The sequence below is a fragment of the Nonomuraea sp. NPDC048901 genome (genome assembly GCF_040649695.1).
Taxonomy (GTDB): Bacteria; Actinomycetota; Actinomycetes; order Streptosporangiales; family Streptosporangiaceae; genus Nonomuraea.
In genome coordinates this window covers 12,905-29,565 of sequence record NZ_JBEZFW010000044.1, presented here as the reverse complement: position 1 = coordinate 29,565, position 16,661 = coordinate 12,905, and the positions used below count along the sequence as shown (strand labels likewise).

Genomic DNA, 16,661 nt, shown 5'->3' with positions numbered 1-16,661 from the left:
GACGATGTTGAACGGGCTGGCCGGGTTGGACCGGCCGGGTTCGCCGCCCGAGGCGACCTTGTAGTCACGCAGGTCACGCAACCCGCACAGCACCATGGACGCGGGGAACGGACGGCCTCCCGGCCGCGCGTTGTGACCGTCGCGGAGCTGGCTGAGGATGCTGACCATGCTGTTGCCCTGCAGGGCGTCGATCTCGTCGAGGAACAGCACCACTCGGCGCGGGCATCGGTGGCACCACTCGGTCAGTGCCGAACCGAACCGGCTACCCGGCGTGACCTGCGGCCAGGGATCCGGCGGCAGCAGCTCTTCTGGCCATCCCGCCCACTTGGCTGCTTCGCGGAGGGAATCCAGCAGGAGCGATTCCGCGGCGGCGTAGTCGTCGCCGGCCGACTTGGCGCGCTCGCAGGAGAACATCAGGGCGGCGATGTCGCCCTCGGCGGTCAGCTCGGAGGCCAGGGTGCGCAGCGCGGTCGTCTTCCCGGTCTGCCGGGGCGCGTGCAGCACGAAGTAGCGGTCCATCTCGACGAGCTCGCGTGCCTGGGGGAGTCGCTGTGTGGGGGGCAGCATGTAGTGGTGTTGCGGGCCGCAGGGGCCGGCGGTGTTGAAGTATCTCGCTCGGGGTGGCCGCATGGTCACATTCTGCCATCGCCCTGTCACTCGCGTCCGGGCTATTTGGGCTTGCCCGCAAGCGTGGCGGAGGGTGTGGGATTCGAACCCACGAGGCCATCGCTGACCTGGCCGCTTTCAAGGCGGCTGCACTCGTCCACTATGCGAACCCTCCAGTGCGCACACCACCATAGCGGCTGCGGTGACGGCGGTGTACGTTCGGGAGGTGGCGGATCTCAGCGTTGAGGTGGACCGGGCCGAGGACACCGCGAGCGTGCGCCTCGACGGCGACCTCGACAAGCTGACCGCGCCCCGGCTCAGGAGGGTCCTCACCGAGCTGATCGCCGCCGGTCATGTCTCGATCGTCATCGACACGGCCGGGCTGGCGTTCTGCGACTCCAGCGGCCTGTGGGTGCTGGTCGAGCACCAGCGCGAGGTCGGCGAGCGCGGCGGGTCACTTGGCCTCACGGGCGTGCAGGGGGTGCTGCGCCGAGTGCTCGATGTGACCGGCCTGAAAGCCGCCTTCGACAGCGTCCAGCCATCGGCGGCCTCCTAGTCGTCCAGCTGGGACAGCAGCCACTTGGGCCCCACCGTCCTGGCTCCCAGCGCGCTGACGCGCTCCTTGAGCCCCCTGTCCGCCGTCACCACGACCACTCGCTCCCACGACCGTGCCCGCCGTACGACGTCCACTATCGCGTCGTCGCCGCTGTCCGTCGCCGCCACCACCTCGATGCCGGGCACGCCCGGCGCCTTCTTCGCGGCGCCCTCCACGACCGCCACGATCCGTGGGTACCACTGCGCGAGCACCGGATGCCGCAGCCGCAGCGTCGCCACCTCGGCCAGCAGCCGCGTCGCCGCGCCGAGCCGGTCCTTCCACCAGCCGTGCTCGGCTCGGGCGCCGACGATGTTCGCGACGTCGAGCACCAGCGTCTCGGGGGTGAGCTCCGGCTGGATCTTGTCCCACGACTCGGCGAACCCGGGGTGCAGCTTCCTGCCCGGGACCTCGGGCAGCGGCACCCAGCGCAGCTCGGTGCTCTCGCTGTTGGCGGGCGCCGCCGCCAGGAGTTCGGCCGACTCGGCGATCACGGTCTCGAACGCCCAACCGCCGTGATCGTCCAGGTAGACACCCTGCACGCGCAGGCCGTCGCCGACTACGGACGCCTCTTCGTGCGCCTCGCGCAGCGCGGTCGCCACGGCGTCCTCGTGGCTGTCGCGCGCGCCTCCCGGCAGCCCCCAGGTGCCGCCGTGGTGGCTCCACCATGAGCGCTTCTGCATGAGCACGTACGGAACGCCGCGCTCGTCGTGGTGTACGGCCAGGAGCCCCGAAGCCCCGTGCAGCCCCCAGTGCCGGTGCCCCCGGGCGCACTGGGTCCAACCGTCGCCGTCCTTAGCCGCCATGACCTGATTCTGTCAGGCCGGTGCCCTCACCGGCCGTTACGGCTGAAGTGCTGGTAGTCCCTGGCGCCCGACCAGTCGCCGCCCCAGCCCCAGCCCACCGAGGCGAAGGCCTTGACAACCCGGTCGCCCGAGTTGATCACGCCTTTGCCCTTCGCGGGGCGCTTGGCGAACTTCTTGGCGTTCGGATGGGCGGTGCTGCCGCTCGCGGTGACGTACGGGTTCTCGCGCGGGTTGATGTCGATCGCCTCGCCGAAGGCGTGGTTGGACCAGTTGCTGGACCCGGTGGCCGCGCGGCAGTTGAAGGCCGAGGTGTTGTCGGCGTCGATGGAGTCGTAGTCGTCGCCCTTGTAGACGTCGACGAGCCGCATCTGCTTGATCGGGTAGCGCATGGCGTACAGCTTCCCGAAGACCTTGACGACGTCGCCGGTGACCGTCTTGCGCACGACCAGCTCGCCGGTGTGCGCCTTGTCGTCGAAGCCCCAGTAGGTCATCGTGATCAGGCGCAGGTCCTGATAGGAGACCGGGCAGCCGGGTTTCCACGAGTAGGGCAGCCGGGCGCGGGAGACCTTGGCGACCTTGGCACTGAACCTGGGCGGCTCCGCGGGCTTGGGCGAGGCGGTCTTCGCCGTCGGGGTGGGCGTCGCGGGCACGGGCGGCTGGGTCTGAGCCCCGGCGGCCTGAGCGTCGGCCGGGGGCTGCTGGGGTCCCTCTTGTGAGGCGACCGGTGCCTGCCCACCGCACGAAACTGACGCGAACACCACAAAGGCAGCGGCAGTACGTTTCATGCGGCCACCTTACGTGACGTCCTAACCAGCGACGTCGTACGAGGTCAGGGCACGATCAGCACGGTACGCCGAGCCCGTTTGGCCAGCCCCACGGCCACCGAGCCGCCGAAGGTGTGCCACGTGGAGCGGGACCGGCCCACCACGATGGCGTCGGCCATGCAGGAGGCGGCGAGCGTCTCCAGCTCCCGCGCGGTGTCTCCGCGTACCATGACGAACCGCCACGGAACCCCGACCCCGCTCAGCTCCGTCCGCAGATCCTCGGTCAGGTCCCCGGCCGAGTCGGGGATGATCGGCGCGCCCGCGAAGAACCACAGCGTGGCGCTGGTGAGGGTCTCCACGAACGCGATGAGCAGCGCGGCGTTGTCCCGCCGGGCGAGCCCGGCCGCGTACGCGAGCGCGTTGCGGCTCGGGCCCGATCCGTCGAAGCCGACCACCAGCAGCCCGGTGCCGTCTTTGCCGATCTCGAACTGCCCGCTGGGGAGCTTGCCTACCAGGGGCTCCCACCGGTCGTCTGTGCTCTCGCCGAACACGGCATGCCTCGCACGTCAGCCGTCGGCGACGTGCTTGCCGCGGCCGGCGAGCTCGCGCAGCGCGTCGGCCGCGTAGATCACGAGGGCGACGAACGAGAGGCCGGCCAGCGCGCCGCCGACCCACAGGTCGTTGACCGTCGCGTCGGCGTAGGCCGCGCCCCTGGGCTGGTAGCCCACCGCGAACGGCGCCGCGATCAGCCACACGCCGGCCAGGAACAGCAGGATGAGGGCGGAGACGCCCATTTTCGCCTTCATCGGTTGTCCTCCACTCCCACCAGGGCGGCCTTGCCGTTCTGGCGGTGTTCGCCGCCGCCGCGTCCGGCGGTGTTCAGGTCCTCACGCAGCGCCTCGACGAGCGGGGCGAGCAGGCTCGCCAGCTCCGCGGACGACGCCTGCGGCGCGGCCGCCACCGGCTCGGGCTCCGGCTCGGCCTGCTTCTGCCGTACGGCCACCAGGCCCCGCACGACCAACTCCTCGTGGATGGCCGCGGCGAAGGCGGCCACGCCGATGAGCCCGACGACGGCGACGCCCAGGCCGGTGAAGAACTCGGATGTGGTCGGGTCGGTCCAGTCGGCGTTCTCCGGCTGGGTGCCGAGGGCGAACGGGGCGATCATCAGCCAGAGCCCGGCCATGAGGGCCAGGGCGGCCGCGACGGCGCCCACGAACTTGCGAATCATGCTGAAACTCCTCCTGTGACGAGGTCTTTCCGCGGTGGCGCGGCCTGCGCGATCAGAGCGCGTGAGGTGGGACGCAGCACGCTCTGCGCGACCGATCGGGCGCGCTCCCGTTCTGTACGGTCATCGGGCGGCGCCATCCTGGCGACCGCGGACAGCAGCGCGGACGGCTGGTCGGTGGCCCGCTCGATCCGCTGGGCGATGAGCTCCAGCAGCAGCCCGGCCAGGACCAGGTCGTCCTTGCTGAGCGGCTTGGGCTCCGGCGCGGGCGCCGAGCCGCCTCTGAGCGGCAGCTCCTTGAGGAAGAGCGTCGCCACGAAGCCGAGCAGCGCGATCGGCACGCCGACGATGAAGACGGTCTCCAGGCCGCGGGTGAAGGCCTCGAGCACGATGTGCTTGATCGGCCCGGGCAGCGCCTGGATGGAGCTGGGGCTGCCCAGCTTGGGCGAGGAGCCGCCGGGCAGTGCGATGTGCGCGGCCCGCAGCATGTCGGCCATCTCGGTCTTGAGGCGGTTGGTGAGGATCGCGCCGAACGCGGCCACGCCCACAGCGCCGCCGAGTGAGCGGAAGAAGGAGACACCCGCCGTGGTGGAGGCCATGTCACGCAGTTCGGAGCCGTTCTGCGCGGCCAGGATGAGCATCTGCATCGACAGGCCGAGCCCGATACCCAGGACGCCCACGTCGAATCCGATGAGCCACTGACTCGACTCCACATGCAGCCGCGACAGCAGGAACAGTCCGGCGGCCACGATCAGCAGGCCCGCCACCGGGAAGATCTTCCACCGGCCGGTCTGGGTGACGATCTTCCCGGAGATCACACCGGCCAGGAACAACGCCACCACCATGGGCAGCGTCATCAGCCCCGACTCGGTGGGGCTCAACCCCTTGACGATCTGCAGATACTGCGGCAGGTAGATCATCGCGCCGAACATCGCCATGCCGACGAACAGCGAGGCGATGCTGGTGAGCACGAACGTCGGGTTCCTGAACAGCCTGGGCGGCAGGATCGGGTTGCGGGCCGTGCGCTCGGACAGCACCGCCAGAGCCAGCATGAGCAGGCTGAAGGCCCCCAAGGCGTAGGTCCAGAAGGAGTTCCACTCGAACTCCGTGCCGCCCAGCGTCAGCAGCAGCATCAACCCGCTCGCGCTGGCCGTGATGGTGGTGGCGCCCCAGATGTCGATGGAGGTGTTGCGCCGTACCTTGGGCAGCTTCAGCACCCGCTGGATCACCGCGAACGCGATCACCGCGAACGGGACGACCACGTAGAAGCACCACCGCCAGCCGAGCCAGTCGGTGTCCACGATGAACCCGCCGAGCAGCGGCCCGGCGACCGTGGAGATGCCGAAGACGGCCCCCATGTACCCCGAATAGCGGCCGCGCTCCCGCGGCGACACGATGTCACCGAGGATCACCTGAGCGAGGGCCGACAGACCGCCCACACCCAGACCTTGTACGGCGCGCGCCGCGATGAGCTGTCCGATGTTCTGCGACAGACCGGCCACGAGCGACGCCGCGACGAACAGTCCCAAGGCGCTCTGGAACAGCAGCTTCCGGCCCCAGAGGTCGGACAGCTTGCCCCACAACGGCGTGGAGACCGTCATCGTCAGCATGGTCGCCGACGCCACCCACGAATACTGGTCCTGGCCGCCGAGTTCTCCCACGATCGTCGGCAGTGCCGTGCCGACCACCGACGTCGAGATCATCGAGGTGAGCATGGCGAGCATGAGCCCGGACATGACCTCGAGGATTTCGCGGTGAGTGTAATGCCGCCTCGCGGGGGCCGCGGCCTGTGTCTGGGCTACCAAGACACCACATCCCCTTCTAACCGTTTTCTCCTCGGCGAGTATACGCCCGTTTACTAGCCGCGCGGCAAGTGGGGTCTCCTGAGTAGAGTTCGGGCATGGAAGCGCAGGTGACTGACGCCCGGCCGCGAGATCGCGCGGCCACCCGCCAGCGGCTGCTGGAGGCGGCGCGCATGCTGTTCGGCGAATACGGCTACGAGCAGGTGACCGTCCGCATGATCGCCTCGGCGGCGGACGCCAACATCGCCCTGGTGGGCCGCTACTTCGGCTCCAAGTCGGGCCTGTTCGGCGAGGTGCTGGCGGGCGAGCCGACGGTCCGCGCCGTGGTCGAGGGCGACCGGGCGGGCCTGCCCAGGCGGCTGGCCGAGTACGCCGCCCAACGCATGAGCCACGACCCGGAGACCCCCATCCTGCGCTCGCTCGAACGGTCGGCGGGCGACCCCGAGATCCAGGCCCTCGTACGCGAGCGCCTGCACGCCGCCGTGCTGGAGCCCATCGCGGCGCTCCTGGGCGGCCCGGACGCGCACGCGCGGGCCCGGATGGCGACGGCGGTCTTCCTGGGCATCGGCTCGGTCCGCCGCCTCATCGGCCCCGAGACGCCGTCACCCGCCGACGTCGACCGGCTCACGGCGGTGTTCGAACTCTGCCTGGGCCTGGAGTCCCTTCCTGACGACCGGTCCGCCGCGCCGGCTCGGTGACGCCGCCCTTACTCGCTGGTGAGTCGATTTCGCGAGCGCGGCCGTGTTGGCTGAGGGCGACCGAAAGGACGTGATCGCCACATGGAGCCCTATCGGAATCCCAAGCCGCGGGCGAAGGTAATAGACCCCTACGCCGCCGCGAAAGCCGCCGCCAACGCGCTCATCGAGTGGATCGGCAAACAGGATTTCAGCGCGGACAATAATTTCACGGTGGCGGTCACAGGCGTCGCCAAGTTGGCCCTCTCCAAAGTAGGCGGTCTCTCTGCCGGCGGCCGGAGAAGCAAGGACGGGCCCGGGCAGAAGATCATGGATCACCTCAAGGCCAATCGCATGTATCGCGGTTTCCAAGTTTACGCGGCGGGCAAGTTCACCCCGGACAATCAGAGTAATCACGCTGAGATGTGCATATTGGCCGCGTGCGGGGTGCGCAATGTGAAATACATCCGCTGCACCTCGCCCAACTGCGGATTCTGCAAGGACGCGCTCGAGGCGTACGGCCTTGGCGAGGTCAACGCCAATGCCAAGTCGAAGATCGAGGGCGCCAGCCAGGTGGGGTGGTGCGATCCCTTTATGCCAGTAGCATATGGCACGGCGGCCAAGAAGAGCACCCTTGCCCAGCAGCGTGCCGAGCTCAAGAAAATCATCAAGATGAAGGCCGACGGAAGGAGCGTTACGGCGCGTGACATAAAGGAGGGAATGTACCTCTCCACGCGCCCGAGCCCGGGAAATCTCACCTTGATGGACCTGAACGTTAAGGCCAGTGGCGCGGCTGCCGACAGTGACGCCAAGAAGACCGGAAAAATCCGGAAGATGGCCAAGCCCCTGGCCGTCAGTGATGACGAGGTTCCCTTCACCGCCAACAAGCGGCGGAAACTCGTTTCCGCGCCCTCGTCGGATGACAGCGGGGACGACAGCGAGAGCTCCCGCGACAGTGACATGAGCGGCGACAGCAGCGACGAGGAGGAGGCGGAGGATCGGGAACTGTCCAGCTCCGAGGACGGCGAATCCAGCGACGAGAGCTCCGGCAAGGAAGAGAAGGTGTCGCCCAAGAGAGCTTCGCCCCGCAAGAAGGCCGCGGCCCGCAAGAAAACCGCGGCCCGGAAGAAAGCGGTGAAGCGCCGGAAGTCGAGTCACATATGAGACCATCCCGTCGGAGGTCATGACATGATCCTGGACCGCTTCCGCGTCACCGGCCACGCCGCGATCGTCACCGGCGCCGGCCGGGGCATCGGCGCGGCGACCGCGATCGCCCTCGCCCAGGCGGGCGCGGATGTGGCGATCTCCGCCCGTACGGAGGAGCAGCTGCGCGCTGTCGCAGCCCAGATCGAGGAGGCGGGCAGACGGGCATTGATCGTGCCCGCCGATCTCAGCGTGCCGGGCGCCATGGAGGGGCTCGCGGAGCAGGCCGCCGACGCCTTCGGCCGGCTGGACGCGATCGTCAACAACGTGGGCGGGGCGATGCCCCGCGCCTTCCTCGACACCACGCGGAAACATCTTGAGAACGCGTTCCAGTTCAACGTCGGAATCGCGCACGAGCTGACGCGGGCGGCCGTGCCGCACCTGCTGAAGAACGGTGGCTCGGTGGTGAACATCTCCTCGGCCGTCGGCCGGACGGCGGGCCGGGGCTATCTGGCGTACGGCAGCGCCAAGGCGGCGCTCACGCACTACACGCGGCTGGCCGCGCGCGACCTGGCGCCCAAGGTGCGGGTCAACGCGGTCGCCGTCGGCGCGGTCGCCACCTCCGCCCTGGACATCGTCATGACCGACGAGAACCTGCGTACCCAGATGGAGCAGGCCACCCCGTTGAAGCGGATCGGCGAGCCGGAGGACGTGGCGGCCACGGTGCTCTACCTGGTGTCGCCGGCCGGGCGTTACCTGACCGGAAAGGTGCTGGAGGTCGACGGCGGCATCGACCAGCCCAACCTCGACCTCGGGCTACCCGACCTCTGAGCCTGGTCCGAAATCCCGTTGAAGGCGCAATGGGCGATTTGAGAGACTTGACTGTGGCACAACCCTTCGAAATCGCCTGTGACGAGTCCGGCTCAGAAGGGGAGAAGCTCATTGGGGGAAACACCGCTGTATTCGCCCATGCGAGCGTACGACTGGACGTCGAATCGGCGGCGGACTGCATCCAGGAAGTACGGAGCAGAGCCCCCTCCCCGACCACGGAATACAAGTCGGGCATCATCCGCCGTAAGAAACACCTGAACGCCCTCAAGTGGCTGCTCGGCCCATCGGCGCCGCTTCTCGGCAACGCCCACGTCTATCTGATCGACAAGACCTTCTTCGCGATGAACAGGCTCGTCGACCTGCTCGCCGTACAGGACCGCGAAGCCATGGCCGGCATCCTTTACCGAGAGGGCGGGCAGACGTTCGGCCCCGACAGGTGGAACGCCTTTCTGTACTCCTTCAACGACCTGATGCGCACCAATAACGGCCGGGGCCCGAGAGCCTCCGTCGAAGCGGTGTTCGCCATGGTCGACACCTTTCGCCGCGCCACCCCGCGAAGCCGGGCCGGCGAAATAATGGACCTGCTCTGGGAGTCCCGATCCCAGGTGGACGCCTTCCGGGAGCGGTCGCTCACGCTGAACCCGCTGTTCCCGGCCATCAGCCAGGCCATCGTCTACTGGAGCGAAACCGGAAGAGCCGTCTCCGTCGTGCACGACCGGCAGACCCTCCTCACGCAGGCACGCATCGACGAGCTGGAGGCGGCGCATTCCGCGCAAGGCCGGCTGGCCGGCCTGCGGCTGGTCGACTCGCGCACGGACCCCCGCGTCCAGGTGGCCGACCTCCTCGCCGGAGCCGCGCGGAAGATGGCGGAAGACGAGCTCACCGGCCAAGGCGACGCGGAGGTCACGGCGTTGCTGCGACCGTACGTGGACGCGTTCTCCATCTGGGGAGACGACCGAAGCTGGGCCCTGCTCGCGCCGAGCGACCCGGTCCTGAGGCCGTGACCGGTCATGCCTGGTGCGGTCCACGCACTTGGCGCGACGGCCGGGAATCGAGGGAGAGCGTGGCGAGGTAGGTGAGGAGGGCGAGGCCCAGCGCGGTGAGATAAAGCGTGGCGGAGGCCCATCGGCCCGTGGTGGACGTGGTCCCGCGGAAAGCCGAAGGCTTTGTCCACCCACAACGGCCCCGCCAGGATCACGCAGACCATAAAGCCGGCCAGCCAGCGCTTATTGCTCGCCATTTCCCGAATTCTCCATGAAAAGAACGCCACCCTTAAGCGCCGTCCGCCACAGTAGCAGGCCATTCTCGTACTTCGCTGGACAGGAGTCGGTCATCAGCATGTCGCGGCGTATTTTGTTATACCGCGCCATTTGTTCCCTGCGCCATTTCGCGGCAAGGATCACGTGATCCAGGGGCAAAGGTCACCCCGCCCGGTTGTCGGGTCTGGCAGGGTCGACGCGGCCGTGCTGATCGGGCGACGGGTACGGGTACGGGGTCGGGGAGAGCATGAACCTTGTGGGGGATGGCGAGCAGTTCGATCGGCTGCTCATCGCTGCGCGGGCGTATTGGGGACATCGCCCTCCTCGGGATGACAGCGGGCCACTGGTCGTGGCAGAGGCGTTCCATGAGGACATCAGGGTCATCGTGCGCAACCTGCTGGTGGCGAACGCGCTCTGCGATCTGTTGTCGGCCCGGCTGCTCGTGCTCACCGGCACGGACCCGGACTGGCGCGAGACGCTTTGGCAGGAGTACGACATCCAGCGGGTCCGGCGGCTGGCCGAGGCGTTCGGCGCCACCGAGGTGCTCGACGTGCACGGCCTCGTGGATCGCCGGCTGGCCGACCGAGGCGACAGCCCGGCGGAGGGAAGCGACTCCGAGACACTGGCCGCCGTGGAGAAGGCGACGCTGATCCGGCTGGGCCGGGTGCCGCGACTGCCGGACAGCGAAGAGCCCTGGCATCAGTCGCGGCGCGCCCGTACCAGGGCCTTCTCCGCCGTCTACGACCGGCTGTTCGCCGAGCGGCCGCCCGCCGCGCTGGTCACCAGCCATGTCGACTACGACCAGTGGGGGCTGGCGGTCGACACGGCCATGCGCCGGGAGATCCCGGTCGTGCACGTACAGAGCACCGGGGCCCTGAAGGCGTACGCGCTCTTCCCGGAGCGCCGCAGAGGGCTCGGCACCTTCCGGGAGGAGCTGACCGGCCAGATCGGCGAGTTCTTCGAGGAGTACGTCTGGCCGCACCGGGACCTCATCAGGCCGAACGCCGAGCTCGTGGCCTGGCGGGCGAAGGTCAACCTGGGCCGGCCGAGCTGGTGGCGGGCCGGAAACGTGAGCGACTACGAAGTACGTACCGAGACCGAACGCCGCCAGCTCCGCCAGCACGCCTGCGAACGCCTCGGGATCGACCCGGACCTGTCCGTCTTCACCGTCTTCCACCATGCCGTCTCCGACGCGGTCGGCGCCAACAGGGAGCTGTTCGACGATCTGGCGCGGTGGTTCGAGGAGACCGCGGATTTCGCCGCCACGAACGACCGCGTGAGCTGGCTCTTCCTGGATCATCCGAGCCAGTTCCGGTATGACACCACCGGCCATTTCGCGGCCGTGGCGGCCCGCCATTCAGCGCATGAGCACATGGCCTTCATGCCCAGCCTGGCGCTGTCGAAGAACGCGCTGTGGAGCATGACCGACGTGGGCGTGACCGTGCGCGGGAGCGTCTCCAACGAGCTGCCCGCCTTCGGCATCCCCGTCATCCAGGCAGGCTGGTCCGAGTGGAGCGAATGCGGACTGTCGCACGTCGCCCGCACGCGGGAGGACTATTGGCGGCTGCTCGGCGAGGCCGTCGCCAAGCACGCGAAGGGGGAGTCCATCTTGGGGACCGAGCAGCGGGAGCGGGCCCGGCTGTGGCTGTGGCTCTACCGCAGCGGGGCCGACGTGCCCTCGCCGGTGGTGCCGCACTGGGAGGTCGGGCAGGGCAACGAGTACCTGCACACGCTCGTCGCGGGCCTGCGGCACGTGGAGCGCGACGGCGACCCGCTCCACTGCGCGGTACGCAGGATGTGGGAGCGGCGTGATCCGCTGCTGTGCCGGTTCGACTTCCGGGATCCCCACGGGCTCACCACGGCCCTGACCGCTTCGCGGAGCGAGGCCACGGCTCTCACCGCTTCGAGGAGCGCGTCATGAGCGACTTGCTGACCGCCGGCACGGGCACCGACTTCGACCGGCTCGCCGTCCCCGCCGAGGCGCCGATCGGGATCATCAGCGGCCACGACGCGGCGCTGCAGGTGGCCGATCAGGTGCATCGGGGCGTACAGATCGTGGGCCGGTTCGAGCGCTCGGGACTGGCCGGATTCAAGGTGGCCGCCGCGGGCCGCCGGCTGCGGGTGACGGTGTCGCTGTCGGTTGACGCCGGCTCGGTACGCGGCTGGCACGAGGGGGAGCAGGAGCAGCCGGCGGAGGCCGTCAAGGGCCTGCCGCGGCTCATCCAGATCCGCTCCCAGGGGCGGTTGCGCCAGTGCGTGCTGCTGAAGGGCGGCGGTCACCTCAAGAAGAGCGTGGCCGTCTTCGACCTGCTGCCCGAGGAGATGCCGGACGACGGCCTGATCTGCGTCGAGGCGCTGGACATCATGGAGGGGCGCGGCATTTCCGGCGTACTCCGCGAAACCGTGGCGGGATCCGTCATGCATGACGGCGTGGCCGGGCTGCGCATCGACAGCGTGGACTTCATCGTGAGTCCGGCCGGGGAGCAGGCCACGGTCGCCGCCGAGCAGACGCGGGACGGCGTGCGCAGCGAGACCTCGTCCCTGATCAGCTGCGGCGGCTTCGCCGGTCGCCAGGGCACCCGCTCCCTCCGCTCCGGTCTGTTCATCGTCAACCCCGTACCACCGGGCGTCTTCGGCTCGGGAGGCGAGCTGACCATCCGCCTCAGCGGCAGGGCGGGCGGCACGGCCGGTCGGCGACTTCGCGCACTGATCCGGAAGGCCCGGCCCGGGGGCAACGGCTGGGCGCTCAAAGCGGCCGCGCCGACCGTACAGCGGATCGTGAGCTTTCAGGACGGCGAGCTGGCGGCGCCGGCCCAGTCCACGAGCGGCGCCATCACCGAGCTCCGGCTCCCCGCGCCCACGAACGCACCGACCCTCGTCGTCGTAACCGCCCAGAACGGTGCCGTGCCCAGCCTGCTGTCCACGACGTGGCGGCCGGGAGGTCAGGCCACGGGGTGAGCCGCGGCGCGGGACTGCGTGTCCATCAGGTGCTCGACGAGCGCCAGCAGGACATCGCGGCCCGCCGCCCGGTCGCGGGCGTCACAGAGCACCAGCGGCACCTGCGGATCGAGGTCGAGGGCCTTGCGGATCTCCTCCTGCGTCCGGTCCTTGACGCCGTGGAAGCAGTTGACGCCGACGATGAAGGGGATCCGGCGGCTCTCGAAGAAGTCGATCGAGGCGAAGCTGACGTCCAGCCGGCGGGTGTCGACCAGGACGACGGCGCCCATCGCGCCGTTGACGAGGTCGTTCCACATGAACCAGAAGCGTTCCTGTCCGGGCGTGCCGAACAGATAGAGGACGATTTCGCGGTTGATGGTGATGCGCCCGAAGTCCAGGGCGACGGTCGTGGTGGCCTTGCCGCCCACCCCTTCCAGATCGTCGACGCCGACGCTGGCATGGGTCAGGTACTCCTCGGTACGCAGGGGGGCGACCTCGCTCACCGCGCCGACCAGGGTCGTCTTGCCGACGCCGAAACCACCGGCGATAAGGATCTTCACCGCCAGGGGAGCGGTGTCCTTCTGGTCAGAGATTGCGTAGCCCATCCCGCACCGCCTCAAGAATTGTCATACCGGGAAGGCCACCCGCCTGCGCGAAGGCCAGCGGCGGCCGGGCCCGCACCTGACCGGCCTCGATCAGGTCACCGATGAGGATCTTGGTCACCGACACCGGGAGGTCCAGCGCGGAGGCGACCTCGGCCACCGCCAGGGGCCGCGTACACAGAGCGAGGATGGTGCGGTGCTCCGGCTGCATCCTCCGCATGCCGTGTCCGGACTCCGAAGAGGCCGCCTCGGACAGTGCCGTCACCAAGGTGATCAGCGTAAGGTCGTCCCGCTCGGGGGTGGTTCGTCCGCCGGTGATCGTATAGGGGCGGACAAGGGGCTCATCGGCGGCATCGTCGTCGAAGCTCTCCGTCCAATGCCTCATCCGTGTCTCCCCGCGTCATCGGGTTCCGGGGCGCGCGTGTCGGTCCCCAGCTTCTGGCCGACCTGCTGGACCAGGGTGTGCATCGCGACGGCCATCAGCTCCGCGTCGACCTCCTGGGAGGCGACCACGGCCAGATGGGTGCCGCGGCCCGCCGCTGTGACGAACAGCCACAGGTCGGCCATCTCGATGATGACCTGGTGGACCGGGCCGCCGCTGAAGAGCTGTCCGACACCGCGAGCCAGGCTCTGCTGGCCGGTGGCGATCGCGGCGAGGCGTTCGGCGTCCGAGCGCTCGATGGTCCGGGAGCGGCTGACCACCAGGCCGTCGTCGGACAGCACGATGGCGTGCCGCGTACCCGCGACCTGATTGACCAGGCCGTCCAGGAGCCAGTCCAGGTCTGCGTCGGTGGCGGTGGTGCGCTGCGTCATCTTCGGTCTTCCGTCGTAGGGGAGCCGGGCTCGGGGGATCCGTCCGGCCGGGGCTGGAAGGCGTCGTCACCGGTCCGGCGCCGGCGGGACTGCCTCTGGAACGCACCGATCGTGGCACTGGATCGGCTGGGCTGCTCGCGTACTGCCCAGGTTTCCTGGTCGGTATCTTCATCCCTGTCCGCCGGGGCCTTCAACTCGGTGACCAGATTGGCCTGGCGCACCCGCTGGGGCAGCGGCGGACGCTCGGCGGACGGGGGCGCGTCGTCTCGATCCGGTGCTGTATTCCGTGCCGTATCCGATGCGGTTTCCGGCGCTGTTTCCGGCGCTGTTTCCGGTGCGGTTTCCGGTGCTGTGACGTAGGCCATCGCGCGTCCCCTGGAGCGGGTCGGCAGCGGCGCGTCGTCCTCGCGGGGCCGGACTTCCCGGGGGCGGGTGGGGACCTCCCTGGGCAGCGCGGTCGGTCCGGGTACCGCGCGGGGGCGGTCCACCACGAGCGGTTCCGGGAGCAGCACGATGACCCGGGTGCCGCCGAAGGCGGACGGCCGCAGCTCCACCTGGAGTCCGAGGCTCATGGCGAGCCGGGCGACCACGTACAGGCCGAGACGCACATCGTCGGCGTGCGTCATCACGTCGAGCTGCGGCGGCGACTTCAGCAGGGCGTTGGCGGCGGCGTACTGCGCGGGGTCCATACCCAGGCCGCGGTCCTCGATCTCCACGGCGAGGCCCCGGCTGACCAGCGCGGCCCGTACCTCGACGGGGGTCATCGGCTTGGAGAAGGCGGTGGCGTTCTCCATCAGCTCCGCCAGGACGTGGACCAGCGGTCCGACCGCCCGCTCGGCCACCCAGGGATCGCCCTCGACCTCGATCGAGATCCGCCGGTAGTCCTGGACCTCGCCCTGGGCGGCGCGCAGGACGTCGAGCAGGCGTACCGGCTTGCGCCAGCGGCGCTGCGGCTGGCCGCCGCCGAGGATCACCAGGTTCTCCTCGTAGCGGCGCAGGCGGGCGGTGAGGTGGTCGAGGTCGAACAGGCCTTCCAGCACCTCGGGGTCCTCGTGCTTGCGTTCCAGCTCGTCCAGCTTCTTCAGCTGAAGGCCGATGAGGATCTGGGTACGGCGGGCGATGCGCTGGAGCATGCGCTGGAAGCCACGGTGCTGTTCGGCCTGCCGTACGGCGGTGTAGACCGCGCTGCGGCTGGCCAGATTGAGGGCATGCCCGAGCTCGCCGAGCTCGTCGGGGGTGGGCTCGACCATGTGCACTTCGGCGTCCACGTCGACCTCCTCGCCACGCTCCAGCCGGGCGACCACGTCGGGCAGCCGCTCCTGGAGCTCCTGGGCCTCCTCGCGCAGATGGAGGATGCGCCGGCGCAGGATGCTGGTGAGGCGCCAACTGGTGAAGATGACCAGGCCCAAGGCGAGCACGCCCACGGCGCTGACGCTGATGAAGATGATGAAGAGGGTGCCGGCGTGGGTGTAGCCGATCGTGGCGACGTTCTCGAGCCGGACTTGCAGGAGTTTCACCAGCTGCGGGGTGATCGTGTCCACCGAGGAGCGCCACGACGCGCTGATCTCGCGCAGCGCCACCTGGCCGCTCTCGCCGGTCCCGGAGGTGACCAGCCGCTCCTCCAGAGCGACCATGCTCTGCCACGCCTTGCTGGCCGTCAGCTTTCCGTACTGGCTCTCGTTCTCCAGGAGGCTGGGGGCCACCCGGGACTGCAGGAGGTACTCCTTGGTGCCGATGGCGTCGGCGACCAGGTCGTGCTCCTCCGCCGTCAGGCGCCCCTTCTCCCAGCCACGGGCCAGAATGGCGTCTTCGCGGCCGAGCATGTCGAGCACCCAGAAGAGGTCGACCAGCGTCTGCGCCTTGGTGTTCACCTCGCCGTGCTCGGTATGGCTGAGGACGGTCAGCAAGCCGAGGTCTGACTCCAGAACGCCGGTGTAGTACTCGAACGCCTTCTGCGCGCTGGACCACCCGGCGTCCACCGCCCGGCGCTGCTGGTCGAGGAGATCGAGGCCCCGTTCGGTACGGGCGACGGCCTGGGGGATCCCTTCCTGTCCCTTGCTGGTGTCCAGGGTCGCCAGCGGACGGAAGGCGGTCACCGCCTGGTCGGTCAGCACGCGCTGCTTGGCCAGCTTGTCGCGGGCGGCGCTACGCGGGTCGGCCTGCGCCTCCGCGGTGAGCAGCCGCTCCTGCCCAAGGTTGAAGAACAGGTTGGCCGCGGGCCTACCGGCGGTGGTGGTGGCCAGATCCATCTGGGCCTTCTCCGACTGCCACTGGGCGAACAGCTGGAACATCCCTGAAGCCAGCACCGGGGCAAAGGTGATGCTCGGTACGAAGACCACAATGATCAGTACGGTACGCAGGGGCAGTCGGCGGGTACCGGCCAGTCGCCGCGGCCGGCCGCTGGTCGACTCCGGTGCTCCGTCGCCATCGTCCACGGTTCCCGTACGTCGCCGCCCGACTCTGCCCAAACCAGCCACGTGCGGGCACTCTCCTTGCCGATCGGCGCGTCCATCGCAAAAATCGCCAAAGTAGGCGATTAGTGGCCTGATAGTAGCGATAGGGCAGTTGGCGTCGAAAGCCCCCGTTTCGCAGGCTGTGCCGCACTGG

The 16,661-nt window shown here is 69.2% G+C and carries 18 protein-coding genes and 1 tRNA gene; 7 read left to right on the top strand and 12 right to left on the bottom strand.

Going from position 1 to position 16,661, the window contains the following annotated elements; translation table 11 throughout:
- Positions 1-630: ATP-binding protein (locus AB0C30_RS59135; RefSeq protein WP_357962337.1), on the bottom strand; the 630-nt coding region annotated here is incomplete at its 3' end.
- A gap of 61 nt (positions 631-691) precedes the next feature.
- Positions 692-781: transfer RNA gene (locus AB0C30_RS59130), tRNA-Ser, on the bottom strand.
- A 51-nt stretch (positions 782-832) separates the two neighbouring features.
- Here AB0C30_RS59130 and AB0C30_RS59125 point away from each other — a divergent pair.
- Complete coding sequence (locus tag AB0C30_RS59125) at positions 833-1,162, top strand: STAS domain-containing protein (protein WP_357962334.1); 330 nt, start codon at positions 833-835, stop codon at positions 1,160-1,162.
- Here AB0C30_RS59125 and AB0C30_RS59120 read toward each other — a convergent pair.
- Genes AB0C30_RS59120 through AB0C30_RS59095 form a run of 6 tightly spaced genes read right to left on the bottom strand, consistent with a single transcriptional unit; the run spans position 1,159 to position 5,798 of the window.
- Entirely contained in the window at positions 1,159-2,004 is an 846-nt protein-coding gene (locus tag AB0C30_RS59120) for an NUDIX domain-containing protein (protein WP_357962331.1), read from the bottom strand. The genes AB0C30_RS59125 and AB0C30_RS59120 overlap by 4 nt on opposite strands.
- A gap of 26 nt (positions 2,005-2,030) precedes the next feature.
- Positions 2,031-2,789 carry a M15 family metallopeptidase gene (locus AB0C30_RS59115; protein WP_357962328.1) on the bottom strand — a complete coding sequence of 253 codons (759 nt, stop codon included), beginning with the start codon at positions 2,787-2,789 and terminating at the stop codon, positions 2,031-2,033.
- Positions 2,790-2,833: 44 nt separating this feature from the next.
- Positions 2,834-3,319 carry a universal stress protein gene (locus AB0C30_RS59110; RefSeq protein WP_357962326.1) on the bottom strand — a complete coding sequence of 162 codons (486 nt, stop codon included), beginning with the start codon at positions 3,317-3,319 and terminating at the stop codon, positions 2,834-2,836.
- Between the two features lie 15 nt (positions 3,320-3,334).
- On the bottom strand, positions 3,335-3,574 hold the full coding sequence (locus AB0C30_RS59105; protein ID WP_357962323.1) for a hypothetical protein: 240 nt from the start codon (positions 3,572-3,574) through the stop codon (positions 3,335-3,337).
- The gene (locus AB0C30_RS59100; protein WP_357962320.1) at positions 3,571-3,996 is read right to left on the bottom strand and encodes a hypothetical protein; all 426 of its coding nucleotides are present in this window, start codon (positions 3,994-3,996) and stop codon (positions 3,571-3,573) included. Before AB0C30_RS59100 ends, AB0C30_RS59105 begins: the two co-directional genes overlap by 4 nt.
- Positions 3,993-5,798, bottom strand: a complete 1,806-nt coding sequence (locus AB0C30_RS59095) for an MDR family MFS transporter (RefSeq protein ID WP_357962317.1) — start codon at positions 5,796-5,798, stop codon at positions 3,993-3,995. Before AB0C30_RS59095 ends, AB0C30_RS59100 begins: the two co-directional genes overlap by 4 nt.
- Before the next feature lie 95 nt (positions 5,799-5,893).
- Between AB0C30_RS59095 and AB0C30_RS59090 the strand changes: the two genes are divergently transcribed.
- From AB0C30_RS59090 to AB0C30_RS59065, 6 genes are all read left to right on the top strand, one after another.
- Entirely contained in the window at positions 5,894-6,493 is a 600-nt protein-coding gene (locus tag AB0C30_RS59090; protein WP_357962315.1) for a TetR family transcriptional regulator, read from the top strand.
- An 81-nt stretch (positions 6,494-6,574) separates the two neighbouring features.
- Entirely contained in the window at positions 6,575-7,633 is a 1,059-nt protein-coding gene (locus tag AB0C30_RS59085) for a hypothetical protein (protein WP_357962312.1), read from the top strand.
- 24 nt (positions 7,634-7,657) lie between these two features.
- A complete protein-coding gene (locus AB0C30_RS59080; RefSeq protein ID WP_357962309.1) occupies positions 7,658-8,443 on the top strand; it encodes an SDR family oxidoreductase in 786 nt (261 codons plus the stop codon).
- Positions 8,444-8,496: 53 nt separating this feature from the next.
- Positions 8,497-9,447, top strand: a complete 951-nt coding sequence (locus tag AB0C30_RS59075; protein WP_357962306.1) for a DUF3800 domain-containing protein — start codon at positions 8,497-8,499, stop codon at positions 9,445-9,447.
- A 502-nt stretch (positions 9,448-9,949) separates the two neighbouring features.
- Positions 9,950-11,623, top strand: a complete 1,674-nt coding sequence (locus tag AB0C30_RS59070) for a hypothetical protein (protein WP_357962303.1) — start codon at positions 9,950-9,952, stop codon at positions 11,621-11,623.
- Positions 11,620-12,660, top strand: a complete 1,041-nt coding sequence (locus tag AB0C30_RS59065) for a hypothetical protein (RefSeq protein WP_357962300.1) — start codon at positions 11,620-11,622, stop codon at positions 12,658-12,660. The genes AB0C30_RS59070 and AB0C30_RS59065 overlap by 4 nt, the downstream gene beginning before the upstream one ends.
- Here the strand turns inward: AB0C30_RS59065 and AB0C30_RS59060 are convergent.
- Genes AB0C30_RS59060 through AB0C30_RS59045 form a run of 4 tightly spaced genes read right to left on the bottom strand, consistent with a single transcriptional unit; the run spans position 12,645 to position 16,489 of the window.
- Complete coding sequence (locus AB0C30_RS59060; protein ID WP_357962298.1) at positions 12,645-13,244, bottom strand: ATP/GTP-binding protein; 600 nt, start codon at positions 13,242-13,244, stop codon at positions 12,645-12,647. The two genes, AB0C30_RS59065 and AB0C30_RS59060, sit on opposite strands and share 16 nt — an antisense overlap.
- On the bottom strand, positions 13,225-13,626 hold the full coding sequence (locus tag AB0C30_RS59055) for a DUF742 domain-containing protein (protein ID WP_357962295.1): 402 nt from the start codon (positions 13,624-13,626) through the stop codon (positions 13,225-13,227). The genes AB0C30_RS59060 and AB0C30_RS59055 overlap by 20 nt, the downstream gene beginning before the upstream one ends.
- Complete coding sequence (locus AB0C30_RS59050; protein ID WP_357962292.1) at positions 13,623-14,054, bottom strand: roadblock/LC7 domain-containing protein; 432 nt, start codon at positions 14,052-14,054, stop codon at positions 13,623-13,625. Before AB0C30_RS59050 ends, AB0C30_RS59055 begins: the two co-directional genes overlap by 4 nt.
- Complete coding sequence (locus tag AB0C30_RS59045) at positions 14,051-16,489, bottom strand: nitrate- and nitrite sensing domain-containing protein (RefSeq protein WP_357962290.1); 2,439 nt, start codon at positions 16,487-16,489, stop codon at positions 14,051-14,053. The genes AB0C30_RS59050 and AB0C30_RS59045 overlap by 4 nt, the downstream gene beginning before the upstream one ends.
- Positions 16,490-16,661 lie beyond the last annotated feature (172 nt).